This is a genomic window from Paenibacillus sp. J53TS2 (assembly GCF_018403305.1).
GTDB lineage: Bacteria > Bacillota > Bacilli > Paenibacillales > Paenibacillaceae > Fontibacillus > Fontibacillus rhizolycopersici.
The window spans coordinates 57,544-76,904 of record NZ_BOSK01000014.1 but is presented as its reverse complement, the minus strand read 5'-3'; the positions used below and the strand labels follow the sequence as shown (position 1 = coordinate 76,904).

Annotated in this window: 16 protein-coding genes and 1 pseudogene; 14 read left to right on the top strand and 3 right to left on the bottom strand. The window is 46.7% G+C overall.

The window, feature by feature from the left end; all coding sequences use genetic code 11:
* Positions 1 to 132 precede the first annotated feature (132 nt).
* Together ppsA and KJS42_RS21285 are read left to right on the top strand one after the other, a co-directional pair.
* A complete protein-coding gene (gene ppsA / locus KJS42_RS21290) occupies positions 133 to 2,751 on the top strand; it encodes a phosphoenolpyruvate synthase (protein ID WP_213624064.1) in 2,619 nt (872 codons plus the stop codon).
* Positions 2,752 to 3,003: 252 nt separating this feature from the next.
* Positions 3,004 to 4,026: a stalk domain-containing protein gene (locus tag KJS42_RS21285; RefSeq protein WP_213624063.1), complete on the top strand. Its 1,023-nt coding sequence runs from the start codon at positions 3,004 to 3,006 to the stop codon at positions 4,024 to 4,026.
* Positions 4,027 to 4,148: 122 nt separating this feature from the next.
* Here KJS42_RS21285 and KJS42_RS21280 read toward each other — a convergent pair whose 3' ends face one another.
* Complete coding sequence (locus KJS42_RS21280; protein ID WP_213624062.1) at positions 4,149 to 5,324, bottom strand: serine hydrolase domain-containing protein; 1,176 nt, start codon at positions 5,322 to 5,324, stop codon at positions 4,149 to 4,151.
* A gap of 223 nt (positions 5,325 to 5,547) precedes the next feature.
* Here KJS42_RS21280 and katG point away from each other — a divergent pair, with 223 nt between their 5' ends.
* The 11 genes from katG (at position 5,548) to KJS42_RS21230 (ending at position 16,632) form a co-directional block, all read left to right on the top strand.
* Complete coding sequence (gene katG, locus KJS42_RS21275) at positions 5,548 to 7,737, top strand: catalase/peroxidase HPI (protein ID WP_213624061.1); 2,190 nt, start codon at positions 5,548 to 5,550, stop codon at positions 7,735 to 7,737.
* 130 nt (positions 7,738 to 7,867) lie between these two features.
* Entirely contained in the window at positions 7,868 to 8,767 is a 900-nt protein-coding gene (locus KJS42_RS21270; RefSeq protein WP_213624060.1) for a polysaccharide deacetylase family protein, read from the top strand.
* 91 nt (positions 8,768 to 8,858) lie between these two features.
* A complete protein-coding gene (locus KJS42_RS21265) occupies positions 8,859 to 11,120 on the top strand; it encodes a glycoside hydrolase family 3 N-terminal domain-containing protein (protein WP_213624059.1) in 2,262 nt (753 codons plus the stop codon).
* A gap of 143 nt (positions 11,121 to 11,263) precedes the next feature.
* A complete protein-coding gene (locus KJS42_RS21260) occupies positions 11,264 to 11,596 on the top strand; it encodes a winged helix-turn-helix transcriptional regulator (protein ID WP_193416261.1) in 333 nt (110 codons plus the stop codon).
* A 169-nt stretch (positions 11,597 to 11,765) separates the two neighbouring features.
* Entirely contained in the window at positions 11,766 to 11,957 is a 192-nt protein-coding gene (locus tag KJS42_RS23415; protein WP_483311287.1) for an NAD(P)H-binding protein, read from the top strand.
* 69 nt (positions 11,958 to 12,026) lie between these two features.
* Positions 12,027 to 12,491 (top strand): Rossmann-fold NAD(P)-binding domain-containing protein, encoded by a 465-nt coding sequence (locus tag KJS42_RS23410; protein WP_483311286.1) that lies wholly within the window; start codon positions 12,027 to 12,029, stop codon positions 12,489 to 12,491.
* 150 nt (positions 12,492 to 12,641) lie between these two features.
* A complete protein-coding gene (locus tag KJS42_RS21250) occupies positions 12,642 to 13,319 on the top strand; it encodes a response regulator transcription factor (protein WP_213624058.1) in 678 nt (225 codons plus the stop codon).
* A complete protein-coding gene (locus tag KJS42_RS21245; protein WP_213624057.1) occupies positions 13,316 to 14,326 on the top strand; it encodes a HAMP domain-containing sensor histidine kinase in 1,011 nt (336 codons plus the stop codon). The genes KJS42_RS21250 and KJS42_RS21245 overlap by 4 nt, the downstream gene beginning before the upstream one ends.
* 82 nt (positions 14,327 to 14,408) lie before the next feature.
* Positions 14,409 to 15,131: an ABC transporter ATP-binding protein gene (locus tag KJS42_RS21240; protein ID WP_244868568.1), complete on the top strand. Its 723-nt coding sequence runs from the start codon at positions 14,409 to 14,411 to the stop codon at positions 15,129 to 15,131.
* Positions 15,128 to 15,877: an ABC transporter permease gene (locus tag KJS42_RS21235; protein ID WP_213624055.1), complete on the top strand. Its 750-nt coding sequence runs from the start codon at positions 15,128 to 15,130 to the stop codon at positions 15,875 to 15,877. Before KJS42_RS21240 ends, KJS42_RS21235 begins: the two co-directional genes overlap by 4 nt.
* The gene (locus KJS42_RS21230; RefSeq protein WP_213624054.1) at positions 15,874 to 16,632 is read left to right on the top strand and encodes an ABC transporter permease; all 759 of its coding nucleotides are present in this window, start codon (positions 15,874 to 15,876) and stop codon (positions 16,630 to 16,632) included. The genes KJS42_RS21235 and KJS42_RS21230 overlap by 4 nt, the downstream gene beginning before the upstream one ends.
* Before the next feature lie 731 nt (positions 16,633 to 17,363).
* Here KJS42_RS21230 and KJS42_RS23390 read toward each other — a convergent pair.
* Positions 17,364 to 17,576: pseudogene (locus KJS42_RS23390) on the bottom strand (TetR-like C-terminal domain-containing protein); the annotation flags it as partial.
* A gap of 82 nt (positions 17,577 to 17,658) precedes the next feature.
* On the opposite strand from KJS42_RS23390, the gene KJS42_RS21220 reads away from it, so the two are divergent.
* Complete coding sequence (locus KJS42_RS21220) at positions 17,659 to 18,027, top strand: hypothetical protein (RefSeq protein ID WP_193416254.1); 369 nt, start codon at positions 17,659 to 17,661, stop codon at positions 18,025 to 18,027.
* A gap of 695 nt (positions 18,028 to 18,722) precedes the next feature.
* Here the strand turns inward: KJS42_RS21220 and KJS42_RS21215 are convergent.
* Entirely contained in the window at positions 18,723 to 18,908 is a 186-nt protein-coding gene (locus KJS42_RS21215) for a transposase (RefSeq protein WP_193416315.1), read from the bottom strand.
* Between the last annotated feature and the right edge of the window lie 453 nt (positions 18,909 to 19,361).

Here is a 19,361-nt window from a genome sequence, read left to right as displayed (position 1 = left end):
AAACGATGTTATAATCGAAGGACGACTGTCACCACTATAAACAAGGCGTAGTCACCCATCTTACAATTTAATCTTATCATGCAGTCGAAATCTTGTCAAACTTTTTTTAAATGAATCGAAGGAGAGATGCTCGTGAAATCATTGGTTATTGGGCTACGGGAGTTGGACCAAGCGCAGCTATCGCATGTCGGCGGAAAAGGAATGAATCTGTCCAAATTGTCTACGATTGATGGAATTCACGTCCCTGAAGGCTTTATTGTAACAACCGCAGCTTTTCAACAAGCCGTCGAATCTAACGAAACCTGCCGTGGTTTATTAGATCAGCTGATGCAGCTTCAAACTGAGGATCTTAAACAACTCGGCGAAATCAGTCGTCAGATTCGTCAGATCCTGATGGAAGTCGCGATTCCTCCAGAACTAGCAGAAGCAGTGTATCGCCATCTCTCCCGGTTTGATGAAGCTCAGGCTTATGCCGTACGTTCCAGTGCAACGGCTGAAGATTTGCCGCAGGCTTCTTTCGCCGGTCAACAAGACAGTTATTTGAATGTTATAGGTTATGAATCCGTCCTGGAGCATTTACGCAAATGTTGGGCTTCCCTCTACACGGATCGCGCAGTGATGTACCGGCTGCGGAATGGATTTCATCACGGTCACATTTCCATATCCGTGATCATTCAAAAGATGGTGTTCCCGCAAGCCTCCGGGATTTTATTTACGGCGGATCCGGTTAATTCCAACCGAAAGGTACTCACCATCGATGCTGGCTTCGGATTGGGAGAGGCCTTGGTTTCCGGCCTGGTGTCCGCAGATGGTTATAAAGTAAAGGAAGGAAAGATCATCGAGAAGCGGATCGCAGCAAAGACCTTGGCGGTTTATGGCCGAAAGGATGGCGGTATAGAGACGAAATCCATTGATCCCGATCAGCAAGAGGCTCAGGTCCTCACGGAGGAGCAAATCTTACGCCTAGATCGGATTGGTAGACGGATCGAAGCCTTCTTTGGCCAGCCTCAAGACATCGAATGGTGTTTGTCGGAGGATACGTTTTATATCGTCCAGAGCCGTCCGATCACGACGCTATTCCCGATCCCCGAACAATCGGATCAGGGGAATCACGTCTATATTTCTGTCGGACATCAGCAGATGATGACCGACCCCATGAAGCCGTTGGGTCTGTCATTCTATTTACTAACGACTCCGGCACCGATACGTACAGCAGGCGGTAGGCTGTTTGTCGATGTGGCGCCTATGCTTGCTTCGCCGGACAGCAGGCAAATGCTACTCGACACCATTGGAGATTCAGAACCGCTGATGAAGGATGCGTTAATGACCGTAGTTGAACGAGGCGACTTCATTCCATCGATCCCTCCTGATCAGGATGGATCGAACTCCGGAAAGAGAACGCCCCTGCCAGGGACGGATGATCGGTTCGGGATCGACGAGACCGATCCAAGCCTCGTATCGAATTTGATCAAACGGAGCCAAGCGTCGATTGAAGCGTTAAAACAAAACATCCGTGAGAAGTCGGGAATGGAAATGATGAATTTCATTCAGGAAGACCTCGCGGAATTAAAGAAAATTTTGTTTGATCCGCAAAGCTCGGCGGTGATTATGGCCAGTATGAATGCATCCAAATGGATAAACGACAAAATGAATGAGTGGCTAGGCGAAAAAAACGCTGCAGATTATATCTCGCAATCCGTGCCAGGCAATATTACTTCGGAAATGGGCCTTGCGCTTATGGATGTCGCTGACGCAATTCGTCCCTATCCGGAGATCATCGCTTATTTGGAGAAAGCAGAAGACGACGCTCGTTTCTTGGATGAACTCTTAAGGTTCGAGGGAGGAGCGGATGTACGTGAGGCTTTCCACGATTTTCTTAGCAAATATGGGATGCGATGCCCTGGAGAGATCGATATGACGAGAACGCGTTGGATCGAAAGCCCGAACATGCTGGTGCCAGTGATTCTGGGCAACATCAGACATTTCGAACCTCATGCCAACCGGCGGAAATTTGAGCAGGGACGTCAAGTCGCTTTGAACAAAGAACAAGAGCTTTTGGAACGTCTGAGGCATTTGCCGGATGGAGAACAGAAAGCCATCGAAACCAAACGAATGATCGACCTCATCCGAAATTTCTCGGGTTATCGGGAGTATCCGAAATACGGCATGATCTATCGCTACTTTATATATAAGCAAGCCTTGTTGAAAGAAGGCGAACGACTTGCGCAAGCGGGGGTCATTTCAGACCCGGAAGACATCTACTACCTCTCGTTCGAAGAACTTCGAGAGACCGTACGGACGAACCGATTGGATGAACAGATGGTCTCCAAACGAAAAGAAGATTACAAACTCTATGATAAACTCATTCCTCCTCGCGTAATGACGTCAGATGGCGAAATCATTCGGGGAAAGTATCAAAGAGAGAATTTCCCCGCCGACGCGATTGTTGGCCTTGCGGTTTCTTCGGGCGTGGTCGAGGGACGCGCACGTATCATCACGAAAATGGAAGATGCCGTGCTGGAAGAGGGGGATATCCTAGTCACCCCATTTACCGATCCTAGCTGGACGCCCCTGTTTGTATCGCTTCGAGGATTAGTCACCGAGGTAGGCGGCCTGATGACCCATGGCTCCGTGATTGCGAGAGAATATGGCCTTCCTGCCGTCGTCGGCGTGGAAAATGCGACACGGCGGATTAAAGACGGGCAACGCATTCGCGTGAATGGCACGGAGGGGTATATAGAGTTGATCTGATCGCCCGATTGCTGAAGGAAAAGCCCATCCTGGCGTGCACATCCAAGAGGGGCGCTAAACAATACCATAAGTCAGTAAGTAAGGACAAAAATAACATTATCCTATTTTATTACATGATAATGTTATTTTTGTCTCCATATTTTCTACATAATTCGTCATTTATTTTCCGGTTTGAATCAAGGTTCATTGACTACACAAAAGAGATAGGGATAATATGGAAGCAGTTTTTAAAAAATTGCGGGAGGTAGTTTAATGAAAAGAAAAATGAAGGTCTCTTTCGCTCTATTGCTCCCAGTCCTCATGTTGGTATTCGCCTCATTACCTGCATTCGCTTCAGACGTTCCTGCGGACAAGTACGCTTATTCTTTGTCCGGAGAAATAGGGACGCAGTCAACCCGAATTGAACTTGAAGAGTTTGATGATAACCAAAATTTCAGAAATATTCTTGCAGAGAAAAACTACAAAATCGTTCTCGTCAAGGAAGGAGCTGAAATCAAATTCACCCCCAAGGAGAAAATGCCCGCTGTAGTAAGTTATTATACGGTGGATGGTGCTTATGGCGGCGCTCTGTTCTGGACGATTGACGGTTCAGAGGAAGCCGTGAATGAAATTGGCGCCAACCAAACCGCAAGTACCACACTACATAAAAATTATGGCGGCTTTACGGGTGGTCTTTATTTTGTGCTTGAAATCGGGAAGGGTGATCAAAGCACGAAAATCATTTACTGGGTTTCCGATGGTTCGGCACCCGAAACGACGAAAACGGAACAACCGAGCTCGACTTCTTCTTCCGATACAACTTCCGGATCGAATCAGCCATCAGAGAAACCCGCCGCTAAACCTGTGCAAACGGCGGTAGTAACCGCAACGGCTTCCGTTTCTAAGGTTTTAGTTGACGGAAAGCAGGTGCCGTTTGAAGCCTACATTATTAACAACAACACGTATTTTAAACTTCGTGATATTGCGAAGGCTGTGGACGGAACCGACAAGACCTTTGAAGTTGGCTGGAACAGCGAGCATAATGCCATAAACATGATTTCTGGCGAAGCGTATACTGCTCAAGGCGGGGAGCTTGCGGTATCTGCCCATCCACAAGCGAAGAAGGCGACCTTATCTACTTCAAAAGTGTACCTTGACGATGAAGAAGTTAAGCTTACCGCTTACACCATTGGAGGAAACAACTACTTTAAGCTTCGCGATATTGCAGAAGCGCTGGGCATCTCAATCACCTTCGATTCCAAAACCAATACGATCGGCATCGTTACCAATGAATAATTAGTGAAGTAACTTTGTAACTATCGGAGGACACCGCCAAGCAACAGAAAAGAGCACTGCCGTTGATCCGGTAGTGCTCTTTTTGTTTTTAGTTGTTTCAGACGTTGCTTAGATGAAGTTAATTAAAGGGAGCTAAACACCATATTGCGCAGCTTGCGGGTGATCGGTAAGGTGCCGGCGTCTTTCTTCTGAACCATAAATAAGAACGTCAAGCGATCTTGAGGACTGTTACAGAAGTACGCCCCAAGCCAACCGTCCCATCCATATTCGCCTTGACTGCCAATGACCCCGGCTTGTCCGGCATCGGTGAGGATACGCATCTGTTTGCCGTAACTATGTCCGCATAGGGTATGCCACGAATCGAAGCTCTTTTGCTGGGCATCGGACAAAGAAGCCGATGTCAGATATTGAACGGTTCTTGGCCGCAGAAGTTGTATGCCATACAGGCTACCTTCGTTCAGAAGCATTGTGGTAAATTTTGCAGCATCTTCGATGGTGGAGGCAAGTCCCGCGCCACCCGATTCGAAGGCGGGCTTGCGATCCATTTCATGGATGATGCCAAGATGGTTATCCTTATAGAGCTTTAACCCGCCTTCACCGTTATCCTGATAGGTATGAACCAGGCGGTTTCTGCTCTCTTCAGGCAGCCAGAAGCCCGTGTCATTCATCTCGAGGGGTTCAAAGATTTCCTTCTTCAAAAAATCTCCGTAACGCATGCCGCTCACTGCTTCCACGATTGCACCAAGCACATCCGCCGACGTCCCGTAAGCCCAAGATGATCCGGGCTCGAAGGCAAGGGGCCCCTGGCCCAGGCGATTCGCGAATTCCGTCGTACTCATGGGATCTTGTCCAAACAACCGGATTCCGAGCTCTTGAAACAAAGCCTGCGTGTGCTGACCGGTTTGGTTGGGGCCATCATAGATCAGTCCTGAGGTCATGTTCAGTAGATCATGAAGGTTGACTTCCCGGGTGGCAGGGATTAATTCACCATTTTTCTCAACTCGTTGATTCTTAAAACCGGGAAGATAAGCGCTCACAGGATCAAATAGATCGATCTTTCCTCCTTCGAGAAGGATCATGATCGCGGTCGCGGTAATCGGTTTTGTCATCGAATATAACCGAAATATCGAATCTCTTGAAATAGGCCGCTTCGCTTCGAGATCCGCGTAACCGTCTTCATGATAAAACACTTCTTTTCCGTCCTTGATGATCATGAAGTTGGCTCCGGCAATTTCATGGTGGTCGAGGCTTGCTTTGAGAGTTGCTTTTAACTGGCTAATCGTATTGGAATCCAGCATGTCTGTTCTATCTCCCTATTGAATGGATTAATATAGGGTCTATGTTATTCGCGCAGGCTGAAAAAATCAACTACGGCAAATAGAGATCGCTCTGATCTGAATGAAGATTTAATGAATAAGTCATAAATGGTTGATTTCTCTAGTAAATTCCTTTATCAAGGAAATAGAGGGATTTATTCTGTCACACGCAGCCCCAACCATTTTAATTAAAGGAGAGGTGCTTATGGACGCAAAGGCCATGACGAATGCCGGGAAATGTCCCGTATTTCATGGAAGTGCTACCAGTCCCAGAACTAGCGGTACGACGAATAAAGACTGGTGGCCCAATCAGTTGAACTTGAATATTCTTCATCAACATGACCGCAAATCGAATCCGATGGGAGAGGACTTCGATTATGCCGAGGAATTTCAAAAGCTGGACTACTTTGCTCTTAAGCAGGATCTCCTTGAACTAATGACAAACGCACAGGATTGGTGGCCCGCCGATTATGGACATTATGGGCCATTGTTTATACGTATGGCATGGCACTCTGCAGGGACTTACCGTACGGGCGACGGCCGAGGGGGGGCTGGCACCGGAACGCAACGTTTCGCTCCCCTGAACAGCTGGCCGGACAACGTGAATCTGGATAAAGCCCGCCGTTTGTTGTGGCCGATTAAACAAAAGTACGGAAATCAGATCTCCTGGGCGGATTTGCTCATTCTGACAGGGAATGTTGCGATCGAATCGATGGGTGGCAAGACGTTTGGTTTCGGCGGCGGCCGAGTGGATGTTTGGCAACCGGAAGAAGATATTTACTGGGGTGCGGAAAAAGAATGGCTTGGCGATAACCGTTACACGGGCGAGCGTGAATTAGAAAATCCGCTTGCCGCTGTACAGATGGGTCTCATTTATGTCAATCCGGAAGGTCCAAATGGCAATCCGGATCCGCTTGCCAGCGCTCGCGACATTCGTGAGACCTTCAAACGCATGGGAATGAATGATGAAGAGACCGTCGCATTGGTCGCCGGCGGCCATACGTTTGGCAAGGCTCACGGTGCTGGTGACGCTGCGCTCGTTGGCCCGGATCCGGAAGCAGCTCCGATTGAGGCTCAAGGTTTGGGCTGGAGCAGTACACATGGCACCGGCAAAGGCCGCGACACAATCGGCAGTGGGATTGAAGGCGCCTGGACCGCAAATCCAACACAGTGGGATAACGGCTTCTTCGAGCTCTTGTTCGGTTACGAATGGGAGTTGACGAAGAGTCCAGCCGGCGCTCACCAATGGGCTCCCGTGAATCCTGCTGCGGAGCATCTGGCACCGGATGCGGAGGATTCGTCAATCCGCGTTCCGACGATGATGACCACCGCGGACATGGCCTTGCGTATCGATCCGGAATACGAGAAAATTTCGCGCCGTTTTTATGAGAATCCGGATGTTTTTGCTGAGGTGTTTGCGCGTGCTTGGTTCAAGCTCACGCATCGCGACATGGGTCCTCGCGCAAGATACTTAGGGCCTGAGGTTCCTGCTGAAGAGCTTATCTGGCAAGATCCCGTGCCCTCTGTGGATGATGTTCTAACCGAAACAGAGATCGCCGATCTCAAAACGAAAATCCTCGATTCGGGACTTACGATCGGCGAACTGGTCACGACGGCGTGGGCTTCCGCCAGCACTTACCGCGGCTCCGATCATCGGGGCGGCGCGAATGGCGCCCGTATTCGTCTGGCTCCACAGAAGGATTGGGAAGTGAACCAGCCCGAACAATTGACCAAAGTGTTATCCATTCTGGAAGGGATTCAGTTTGATTTCGGGAAGAATGTGAGCCTGGCCGATTTAATCGTATTGGGAGGCAGCGCTGCCGTTGAACAGGCCGCACGGGATGCCGGCTATGATGTCACGGTTCCATTTACTCCCGGACGCGGCGATGCCACGCAGGAGCAGACGGATGTAGAAAGCTTCGCCGTACTCGAGCCGGTTGCCGACGGTTTCCGTAATTACCAGAAACAGCAATTTAGCGTCAGCCCGGAAGAACTCTTGCTGGACAAAGCCCAATTGTTGAATCTTTCTGCCCCGGAATTAACGGTTCTGATAGGAGGGATGCGTGTTCTGGGCACCAATTTCGGCGGTACGAAACACGGTGTATTCACCGATCGCATCGGCGTCCTTACCCCTGATTTCTTCGTGAATTTGCTGGACATGAACAAGGCGTGGGAGCCCGTGGAAGACGGCCTATATCACTTGCGTGACCGCCGTTCCGGGGAAGTTGTGTTTACGGCCACCCGAGTGGATCTCGTGCTTGGCTCCAACTCCGTTCTGCGTGCGCTTGCCGAAGTATATGCTCAGGACGATAACCAGGAGAAATTCGTGCGTGATTTTGTCGCCGCATGGGTCAAGGTCATGAATGCGGATCGGTTTGACTTGAAGCACCTCTAGCTATTTACTTTCCGAAAAACAGGTGTATAATACCGATAAACTATAACTTTCATCGAAAACAAGAAGGAGCACAACGCCAAGTTGTGCTCCTTTATTTTTTTCACAATTCCAATTTGGGAGGTTGTTCAGAGTGCTCCAAGAACTAGGGTTTAGTCCAAACGATCGGGTGATTATCATCAACGCCGATGATTTAGGGGTGACGCGGTCTACGAATCAAGCCATTCTACAGATGTTTCAAAGTCGTGCCATAACATCCACTTCCCTCATGGTTCCGGCAGATGCTGCTTACGAAGCTGCACAGCAATGTTCTAGGATTCATACACTGAGCGTCGGAATCCATATTACTTTAACCAGTCACAAAAGTCGCCGCTATAAACCCATCACGACTCAAGAAAAAGTGTTAAGTTTAACCGATGAACAGGGGTACTTTTATGATGAGGCATCTGATTTCGAGAAATTTGCAGACCCCGCCGAGGTGAAAATTGAAGTTGAGGCGCAAATTCAAAGGGCCATATCTTTAGGAATCGACCCCACCCATTTAGATAGCCATGCGGGGAGTGTATTAGGCCTTTATCACAATCGTGATTTTTTAGAAGTGATTTTGGAATTGTGTGTAAAGTACGCACTTCCATTTTGTTTGCCGATCCGGATTCTGGAGCACCCCAATTTTAGTTCGGAACAAAAACATCTATTTAGTCAAAGGATCCGTTTAGCTAATCAACTTGGTATCCTCTGTATCGACGATCTTGCTGGACTTGACTATCATTTTTCGAGTGACGGGGGCTATGAAGGGGCTAAGCGAGATTTAATTAATCAAATGAATGATCTGAAACCTGGGATTACACAATTCACTACACATCCGGCATTTATCTCGGATGAATTGAAAGAACTGACTCCGTATGATGAGAATCGTGAGATGGAGGTTCAGCTTTACAATGATCCAGATGTAAAGGATCAAATGAAGCGGCAGAACCTTAAATTAATCTCTTGGAAAACCATTCGTGATTTGCAGCGGAAAGGGGATTCATGATCGCCAAGTCATATCCGAAATAAGCCGTCGCGCAACAAACCATACCCAAAAGCGTCTAATTAACTAGAAAAACAACTAGAGAGGTAGTCAGATGAAGATGAAAGTAATGACGATTTTGGGTGTTGTTCTCGGTTCCATGCTCATTTCGGCAGGAAGCGCGGCTGCGGCAGAACGGTTTACCGATCTCCAGTCTGTGAAGTGGGCGTCAGACAGCATTAATTATATGGCGGAAAGAGGAACCGTTGCTGGATATGGCAAGGGGAAGTTTGCTCCTGAGAAGCAAGTCACAAGAGCGCAAGCCGTGACTTTCCTGGTACGGGAGCTCTACCCTGAACAGTTACAATCCGGTGCGGCAAGCGCGAGCTATACCGATGTGGCGACAACCCATCCCTTTTATCGTGAAATTTCCATTGCTGAGAAAAAGGGGCTGACGGGCGGGTTTCCCGACGGTACCTTCCATCCCGATATGGCGATGAGCCGTGCAGAAACGGCTGCGTTTCTTACACGCGCGTATTCTCTTGCCGCTGGCAAGCAATCCGTTAGCTTGAGAGATGTAAATCAACATTGGGCGGCGGCGCCTATTCTCGTGATGAGCTCCAACGGGCTCATCGGCGGATATACGGATGGCACTTACAGACCAGATCGATCTGTTACACGGGCCGAGTTTTCCGTATTTCTGGCAAGGGTGATTCGATTTGAACGCGAAGCTGCCATAGAGGCGGAGGATTGGGACAAGCTAATTTCATATATGACCCTCAGTGAGCAGATTGGCCAAATGCTGATGCCTGACATTAGACAATGGAATGGCCAAGTTACCACCACCGTTAATGAAGGATTGAAACGCAGCATTCATGATCAGGACTTGGGTGGGCTTATTCTTTTTGACAAAAATATTGTCGACGCCCGTCAGGTCGTAAAACTGACTCATGATCTGCAAAACGAAGCGGGGGACATTCCTCTCTTTCTCGGTATTGACCAAGAAGGAGGCGTAATTAAGCGAATTCCTGGAGGAACGAATCTGCCGGGTCAAATGGCGCTTGGCGCAACCGGAGACGCGGCGCTGGCCGAAGCGGCCGGGAAGCTCACAGGCGAAGAGTTGAAGGCGCTTGGGCTGCAGGTCAATTTTGCCCCGGTGCTTGACGTTAACAGCAATCCGGATAATCCGATCATCGGGATCCGTTCCTTTGGCTCAGATGCGGACCTGGTATCTCGGCTTGGACTTGCCACAATAAAGGGGCTGCGACAATCCGGGGTTATCGCGGCTGTGAAGCATTTTCCGGGGCATGGGGATACGACGGTAGACTCCCATCTGGGAATGCCGGTGCTGACGCATAGTCGTAATCGGCTCGATGAGGTGGAATTGAAGCCATTTCGGGCGGCGATCGAGGGTGGGGTGGAGATGGTCATGACCGCTCACATCGCTTTCCCAGCAGTCGATAATGAACACGTGACTTCACTCAAGGACGGGAGCCGTGTGCCGATTCCCGCGACTTTATCGAAGAAGGTGCTAACCGGACTTCTCCGGGAGGAACTAGGATATCAGGGGGTCATCATTTCGGATGCCTTCACGATGAATGCAATTGCGGAGCATTTTGGAGAGAACCAAGCGGTGGAACGAGCCGTCAACGCCGGTGTCGATATCATCTTGATGCCGCAGGATCCGGAGGCTACCCATCAAACGTTGGTTCAAGCGGTAAAGAGGGGGACGATTCCGTCTGAAACCATCCATAAATCGGTTAAGCGCATCCTGGAATTGAAATCGAAATATGGTTTGTTTGACCAGGAAAACAACCTTGCTCAGAAGTTAACTGCATTAACTAATGTCATCGGTTCCGAAAAGCATCGAGCCGTGGAGCGGGAAATTGCTGAACGGTCAGTCACCTTGTTGGCCAGTCGTGACGGAGCCCATCCGGATTTCATACAACCAGACGACCGGGTCGTCATTGCTGCTGCTGGTCAGGAGCAGGCAGAACAACTTCAGCGACAACTAACGAGCGTTGCAAGCAACCCATCGTTAAAGCCGGAAATTACCGTGATCGGTCAAGGCAAAACATCGGATGCGCTTCAGGCGATGGAGCAAGCGGATTATGTCATTTTGGCCTCCTACCAGTTCCGTAACGTGGCCAGTCAATTCGGTTGGGCCGAGATCCAAACGATCATCGATTCGCTGAATAAGCGAAATAAGCGGTACGCGCTATTATCGCTCGGCAATCCGTACGAAACGATCTATGTGCAGAACGTGCGCTCGGGCCTTGCCGTTTATGGGAAGCAGGAGCCGAATACCAACGCAGGGATTAAGGTGTTGCTTGGCCAATCGGAAGCCGGTGGCGTGTTGCCAGTTACAACGAAGTAATGGCTATTTACGGATTTTTCACAAAATAATTTGTGGCCTCGTCAATATCAGTTGACGAGGTTTTTGTCTCTTTAGTAGACTTCTGATAAGTGTAATATTCGTGCAGTGCATGCACTTTAGTCAAGGTGAGGGGATGATATAACATGATCCATCAGCGTGAATGTCCAATTGAGACACTTATTCATGTTTTAGCTGGCAAATGGAAGCCCATGATTTTGTGGAATTTGATTGATTCCACAAAGCGGTTTAACGATTTAGAGAAGCTTATACCTGATGTGTCTCAAAAAATGTTATCACAACATCTCCGAGATTTGGAAGGCGAAGGCATAGTTGATAGAACGGTCTATCCTACTGTCCCTCCGAAAGTAGAATATTCCCTAAGTGAATACGGGAAAACATTGATTCCTGTCGCTGAAGTGATGTGCGCTTGGGGAGAACAACATAATCAACGGAAGTACACTGAATCAGTGTCTTAAAGCGGATCCATTGGTCATAAATTCAGGTTCCTGTTCTCCCGGCCTTCCTTTTTGCCATGCTTACTTTTAAGTAAGTACCCCACTAAATAGTGGGTTCTTACCCTAAATTTGAAGCGATGCTATGCTAAAGTTAACTCGAATTTAGGATCATGAAATGGAGGAAGGGACTATGAAAATTTTAGTTTTTGGAGCGACTGGGAATACAGGAAAAAGGGTTTTGGCTCAAGGGATACGAATGGGGTATGAAATGACCGCATTTGTGCGAAATGCTGAAAAGCTCTACGAACAATTAGGTGAGATTTCATCACAGCAAGTTAAGGTGATCGCGGACGATATTCTTGACCCTGCCATAGTTAGATAAGCGCTCAAGCATCAAGACGCCGCTATAGTTGCAGCTGGTCATGCGGGTCAGGGAGAAGAGTTCGTTCGTATGATTGATAATATTATAAGCCAATGTGAATTCCAACCCACATTCTCTGGGCGGGTATGGATCATGGGAGGTGCCGGACTGCTGGATATTCCTTACACCGATCTGATCGGCAACAATTTGCCTGGCTTCCCGCCTGAGTATAAAAATCATAACCGGAATTTCGATCGGCTACAGCAAACAAAGCTCGATTGGTCCATTATGTGTCCGGGCACAATGATGGATTCGATAGATCATCTCAATCTGGTTCATCTGCATGTAACAACCGAAACTTTGCCAATCCCGATTCCGGAGACAATCAAGGAATTTTCCGAAGCAGAAATAGCCGGTCACTTGTTCAGCCGGCTACAAGAATTGTCTGTTGCTTATGACGATGTAGCGAAATGTATGCTGGACCATCTGAAACTTGGAGGTCTGTTTAAAGGCAAAAGAGTAGGTCTTGCCTTCAGAAGCGATTTTTCGGAGTAATGAATTCCTCGCCGTTCAATTGGCATGACTGAATAATGAATAGAATGACGGAAGAGTCGCTCATAACGAGCGGCTTTTTTTGATTCGGAGGGATTACAAGTGTGTGTTAATCTATTAAATAGAGAACACCATTAAAGCGGGGGATGTTGCTTGAGAAGAAATGTTCTATATATTGAAGATAATGAGAAAATAGGCAGTTGGGTTAAAGAAGAATTGGAGCAGCGAGGATTCTCAGTTCAGTGGTTGCTTTCTGGTGAGGGTGCCGATAAAGAAGTTAATCAGCAGGACGTCGTTATTTTGGACATTATGTTACCGGGGTTAGATGGATTTACGGTGGGAAAACGATTGAAAAAGGCAGCTCCTGCTATTCCTATTTTGCTGTTATCTGCTCGAACCTCGATCGAGGACAAGGTGGATGGATTACAATTTGCCGATGACTATTTAACGAAACCGTTCCATACAGAAGAATTGGTTGCTAGATTAGAAGTGCTAATCCGTCGAACGGGTGGAACACCTACCGAACGTATTTCACTGGGGAATCAGATTGAAGTGGATCCAGAAGGCCAAATGGTCTATGACAAACGCACGGGAGAAGAAATTATTTTGACAGGGAAACAACATCAAATCTTAATGTACTTCTTGCGGCATCCTAATCAAGTTATACCCAAAGAGCAAATCTATGAAGCCATTTGGCAAGAATCCTATATTACGGGTGACAAAACAATTCAGGTGCATATCCATCGACTACGTCAAAAACTGGAACGTGACCCGGATTCTCCGGAGATTATAGAGACGCTAAAGGGAATTGGCTATCGGGTGAAACTATGAAGCAGACAGGATCCTTATTTCGTCGTTTTCTAAAAGTCCATTTTCTGTTCATCTTTTTACCTCCGATGATTCTCATTTTCTTCAGTGCCTTTTTTGGGGGTTCTGGTATCCCTAAAAAAGAAATAAATCCCTTAAATCTGTTTTATATTACCGTATTTTTGTTTGGTTTGATTATTGTCGCGTTTGTGATCTTATCGTGGTTGTTTTTCTTGAAACTTCAGAGACGTCTCTCTCACTTGCAAGAAGTCATGTCAATGACAGCTAGAAACAGCGCATTTCCTAAACCCGTATCTGTTCAATCGGATCGTATGGATGAGATCGACCAGTTAGGAAGTTCATTTAATTGGATGATGCAGCAGCTTGAGGACAGTCGCAATCGAGCCTATGAAGAGGAATTATTACGACATCGACTTATTGCGAATTTATCACACGACTTACGAACACCACTTACGATTTTGAGAGGACATGTCACCCGATTAAATCATGAGTCCGTTAGTCTAGAAGGGCAACTCTCTTTAACAGAGATGGACCATACGATTACTAGAGTCGGAGTGCTAATGGATGATTTACTGTCTTACACATTGCTTACATCAGGGAAATATCCATTTGAGCCCGCGTCAACGGATATTGGACGTTTAGTCAGAGCTTCTGTTGCTGCGTGGTATCCTGTTTTTGAGGAGAAAGAAATTCAACTGGATGTTGATTTGCCGGCAGACGAAACTTTTTATTGGGAAGTAGATCCGAAATGGATGACACGGGTGCTGGATAATTTATTTCAGAATATTATTCGCCATGCGGCTGAAGGGAAATATGCAAACATTGTGGTTGATGCAGCAAAAGAACAGATCCTTGTGGCAGACCGTGGTCCCGGTATGGACAACTCTTCCTATGAACGTGGGGTAGGGATGGGGTTATCGACTTGTGATTATATGTTAAATAAGATGATGCTGAAAGCGAATATTACATCCAATGACAAGGGTACAAGAGTAGCAATTGGTCGAGCTTAACCTAAAGGTAACCCAGAAGTAAACCACAGGATCGCCGGGATGTAACTTTGCTTCTATATAATTGGACCATAACAGAAAGGGAGTGTTATGGTTGCTTGAAATTAGGAACTTGGTTAAGCGTCGCGGAGCTCAAGATATCTTATCTGGGATCAGCTTTAAGGCGAGACCAGGTAGAGTCACTGGTTTTTTAGGTCCAAATGGGGCAGGGAAGAGTTCGACCCTTCGCATATTGCTTGGGTTAGATCGTGCGACTTCAGGGACCGCACTCATTAATGGAAAGCCATTCGCACAATTGCATCATCCATTAGCAACAGTGGGCGCCGCTCTGGATGGGTCTGGAGCGCATCGTAGCCGAACAGGACGAGCACACTTGCGTTGGATGGCTTGTGCCGCAGGATTGCCTTCCTCACGTGTCGAGGAAGTTTTGGAAATCGTAGGTCTTACAAAAGCAGCGGGTCAAAGAGTAGGGAAGTATTCTCTGGGAATGGGGAAAAGACTCGGAATGGCAGCCGCATTATTGGGTGATCCAGAGATATTGATTTTGGATGAACCCGTGAACGGGCTTGATCCGGAAGGGATACGCTGGATTCGGACGTTTCTGCGTGAACGTGCTGAGTCTGGAAACACCGTATTATTATCCAGTCACCTCATAGGAGAGCTTGCAGAGACGGTTGACGATGTGGTCATCATGAAGCATGGAAAAATTGTTGCCTCTGGAACACTGGAGGAAGTAACAGGGTATCATTCCTCGCTGGAGGAAGCCTATTTTGCCCTAACATCTGACAAAGCAGGTGGAATGGGATGAGAGCCTTCAACGCAGAACTATCTAAATTGTTCTCCCTACCGGGGATTTGGCTGTCCTTACTTATTGGGGCATTCGCTCCAGCGCTCATAGCGGCCTTAGACAGCATGGCACAGAGAGCGGAAATCATTGCTGGAATTAGCACACGACTTTCGGAAGTTGGCTATATTGGATTCGCTCTTGGGGTGCAAGGTGTCATTATTCTCGGTGTGCTTGCTGTCAGCAGCGAGTATTCGATAGAGAGCAGTGAATCGGGTGGAGGACAACAGATTACAACAAGCTTAACGGTTGTCTCATCAAGGCTTCATTTATTACTGGCAAAAGCAGGGGCAGTGATCGTGGTCAGCATACTGCTATGTATTCTGGCTATAATGACAACGATATCAGCCACGTATCTTGTTCTTGGTGAATATACTCCTGCATTTGAATGGTCCAAGCTGTTCGGTGTAGTTTGTTACTGGGTATTTACTGCTCTTTTAGCGTTTGGGATTACGGTTCTTACCAAGAATGGCACGATTCCGCTTGCGGTCCTTATCATTAATACATCGTTTGTGTCCTTTAGTTTCCTGCTGTCCAAGGTCACAAAGCTGGCGTTATACTTACCAGACCGAGTTGGAATTGAAATGTTTATGTTAACGGGCGATCAATTTCTTTCCCCGTTCATGGGCGGGTTAGCTATGTTTGCCTGGGTGGTCGTCCTTTTCATTACTGCAACCATTGTGTTTAATAGGAGGGACGTTGCTGCATGAGTGTCTCTTCTAGTAAAAGGTTCACACGAACCCTTCGTGCTGAAATGGATAAATTAATAACGCTACCCTCGGTATGGATTACTCTTATATGTACATTCATTCTTAATCTAGGAGTTGTTGCAGCTTTTACTTCGGTTGGTCTAAAAGGGGAAGCAGGGACGCAGGGGATATTGATCATTGGGCTTTCATCTATGGGTTATCTTCAAGCTGGATTCATTATCCTTGGGATCCTAACAACCTGTTCAGAGTACACCGGTGGACAGATTCGAACTACATTAACTGCGATACCTTGGCGTAGCCTACAATTAACCACCAAGCATTTAGCATTGGCCATGGTGACTATTCCCGCGGGGTTTATAATCGTTGTTTTAGGTATGCTATATACTTGGATAAGAATGAGAGACACAGCAGTAGGGGTTGATATAGACACCCTGATTGAGGTAATAATAGGAGCGACAGGCTACTTAACCTTAACCACACTACTCAGTGCAGCTGTAGGTGCTATAATCAGACGAACCACTCCAACTTTAGTGATCCTGCTTGGTTATTATTTCATTGTCAGTCCATTGATGAAAGGCTTATTGCGAAGCTTTATTACTTACTTACCGGATGCGGCGGGGCAATCTATGTATAGGCTGTCTTCCACAGATGAAATAAATGCTCTTACACCTGTGCAGGGGACAGGAATATTGATGTTGTGGGCACTGATCTTGATTGCTGCAGCTTTTGTATTTTACCGTAAGAGAGATGCCTAAGTCACGTTGATTTGACTAAACGCCTGAAAACATAAACTGCATTTTCATCTGAAGGAGGTAAGATCAAGGAAGAGGTGCTAATGAAATTTCTAGTGGAACACCAATTAATTGTATAGAACCATTCCATGAGGATGGTTCGCTCAAGGACGACTTGGAACTGCGAAGCTCTGATTTAACCGATTTAGGAAATGAATTCTTCAAAGAGGTTTTTCCCAAATGATCTGCTACTGTTCTTTTAAAGGGATTGAACAAGCTACTCGCTAACAGAGAACGATGATAGTTGATTGAAATTTGTCAGAGGACAAGAACATAGTCCCATAACGTTTCAGAAGTAAAAGTATTGTGGCCATAGGCGCAGCTCCCATGGAGCTAAAAATTCCCGGAAGCCAGTTGACAAAGGTTACGAATTCGCATGATGTACTGTCTGGAGAAGCTATGGTTTCCGGAGATGTCGTTACTGTCGGAGGAGGAATTGCTGTCGATGGAGGTTTATCCTTATATGTATTACTTGTTCCAAGTAGAAATTTGACATTATCTTGGTTTCCCTTTTGGGAGATGTCGGGATAATGTTTTTTCTATTGCATGCCCATTATACATTCCAAGAGTTATGCTGTTCAATTTCTTCCCAAAAGGACATCTCCTTCCCCTTGGTACGATTCGCCCTTTAAGATTTTCCTATAATCTAAATACATAGAAGAGCAGTGGTGAATTTAAGGGAGTTACGGGAATACTCATTTCTCTTCTAAGGGGTCAAACGCCAATAATGAATGGTCAGCTAAAGAAAAGATGAGCTCTGCCAGTTCTAAACTGGAGACTATAAATCCTTCTTGTATCCATTCTTGTATGATCGCTAAGCTTCCATTGACCAAGTAAGAATAGGTATAACGTTTCAACCTGTCGGGTACGTTGAGTTGAAGCTGACTATCGATATTCTTGAGTATTTCATTAAGAAGGCGTTTGGGAAATAACTAAGCTTTTTGGGGCAGTAAGAAAAATTGGGAGTCGATTCCGGGAAAACTATCCGAGATGAAGAAATTCACTTATTGGAACAAAGTCATAAAGCTCGATCATGGCTATGATGAGAATAAGCCGGCTTCACAATTAAATATTGAAGATATGAAGGGGCTGCAACATTCCGCGGCGGTGAATGCTTATCTACAGAGATGGCGACGGGGGATTGGGCAGAAAAACTTGAATTCAAATGTGCATTCGGACATACGTTTAGCGCCAGTCCCAAACTGGTTCTTGAGGGAGGACATTTCTGCCCTCAATGTGAACGTGAAAGCTGGAATTACAAAGAACGCGCTAAACGTGAACCGTTTTTCGCCCAAGTGTGGAGCCCTATTCAAAGCAAGGATGATGGACGAGAATATAAAAAAATTGTATCTGAATTAGATGTTGCAGATCATTCCTAACTTAACAAAACGATGATGAAACGTAATTTACGTGAAAACAAAAAAGAAATGACAGCGCAAATTTTAGCAGAAAAGGCTTTGAGTTAGCTTTGGAAAAAGGGATGGATACGTCATTGAGGATGTAGTAAGAGCTTGGAAAGCGCATTAATGTAGGCCGCAGCAGATAATTTCCAGCCGAAATTCAATGAAACCTCTCGGTAAAATGTGATTTTCTCCCGAATGCTTGCCTATTCGCAGGATCTATCTAATGGATAACATTGCTATCTGGATAGTAGAAGAGGGATGTACCGTCAAATTCGTCAACCGAAGCGCATGCGTGAACAGAAGGGGCGAGTTTTCGCTCCTTTTTGTACTGCTCTACTGCACGCTGCATCACGTACCTCCGGAGGCTTTCACTCCCATTTCTCGACGGTTCAATGCCCCTTCATTCCTTCGTTACGCCTATCCGGTTGGTGGAGGCTGGTTATCCTAACGGTACGAGTCATGCTAGTTGAGAATCGGTTAAGCAACGTGTTTCATAGGGAGATCTCGATCCAGTTCGTAAGCTTCGCCACTCTGTACCATGGCAACCAACAGCGTGCCATTTTTGCCGCAAAGCTTCATGACGGAAGCGCATCGGTTTCATGCTTTTCGTTTTTACATTCACTTCGTGCTGTCGTTTAAACGTTACGTCATTCATAATATGGGCCCTGGTTGCCATGAACTGGGCATGCCGAAGCCTTGGTCGACACGTTTACTGATGGACTTGGACATTTGGCCTTTCCATTTGCCTGAACTTGCTTCAGCCAGGTTGAGGCCGGCATGCTGTAGCAACGCGTTACCATGTGCATAGCTGCTGAGGTCGCCAGTTTCACCGAGAATAACGGGCTATGACCCGTGTTACCCCATCGTAAAGGAGGCGCTCGTTTTTGTGCAAAGCGCAAATATAACTCTCTACAGGAATCCTAACGGGCAGAATAATTCAATCGAGGGCATGGAAAACTACCCAGCTTTGCTTGCCACGTTCAGGAGATGGACAGGACAGGAGAGGATTTTACATTGAGAATTGCTCTTGTATAAGTGCATGCTGCAGCATATTACGTCTTAAATACTTGCACTGAAAGTTGGAACAATTATTCAGCTATTTCAATTAAATTTAATTAATTCGGCCCTTATTAATCGTTTTATCAGCTGATTAGGTGTTTATTTACATATATTAAATGGAATGAATGTTCCATAAGTGCCTTGACTAACACTAGATCCGAGGGTATTATAAATCCCGTGGAACGATTGTTCCAACGTAATGAGGGAGGCGAAATGCACAAGCAAATTCAA

Coding starts and splice junctions, on each gene's coding strand:
- KJS42_RS21285 (WP_213624063.1), top strand. CDS start 3,004: ATGAAAAGAAAAATGAAGGTCTCTTTCGCTCTATTGCTCCCAGTCCTC.
- KJS42_RS21280 (WP_213624062.1), bottom strand. CDS start 5,324: ATGCTGGATTCCAATACGATTAGCCAGTTAAAAGCAACTCTCAAAGCA.
- katG (WP_213624061.1), top strand. CDS start 5,548: ATGGACGCAAAGGCCATGACGAATGCCGGGAAATGTCCCGTATTTCAT.
- KJS42_RS21265 (WP_213624059.1), top strand. CDS start 8,859: ATGAAGATGAAAGTAATGACGATTTTGGGTGTTGTTCTCGGTTCCATG.
- KJS42_RS21260 (WP_193416261.1), top strand. CDS start 11,264: ATGATCCATCAGCGTGAATGTCCAATTGAGACACTTATTCATGTTTTA.
- KJS42_RS23415 (WP_483311287.1), top strand. CDS start 11,766: ATGAAAATTTTAGTTTTTGGAGCGACTGGGAATACAGGAAAAAGGGTT.
- KJS42_RS23410 (WP_483311286.1), top strand. CDS start 12,027: ATGATTGATAATATTATAAGCCAATGTGAATTCCAACCCACATTCTCT.
- KJS42_RS21245 (WP_213624057.1), top strand. CDS start 13,316: ATGAAGCAGACAGGATCCTTATTTCGTCGTTTTCTAAAAGTCCATTTT.
- KJS42_RS21235 (WP_213624055.1), top strand. CDS start 15,128: ATGAGAGCCTTCAACGCAGAACTATCTAAATTGTTCTCCCTACCGGGG.
- KJS42_RS21230 (WP_213624054.1), top strand. CDS start 15,874: ATGAGTGTCTCTTCTAGTAAAAGGTTCACACGAACCCTTCGTGCTGAA.
- KJS42_RS21220 (WP_193416254.1), top strand. CDS start 17,659: ATGAAGAAATTCACTTATTGGAACAAAGTCATAAAGCTCGATCATGGC.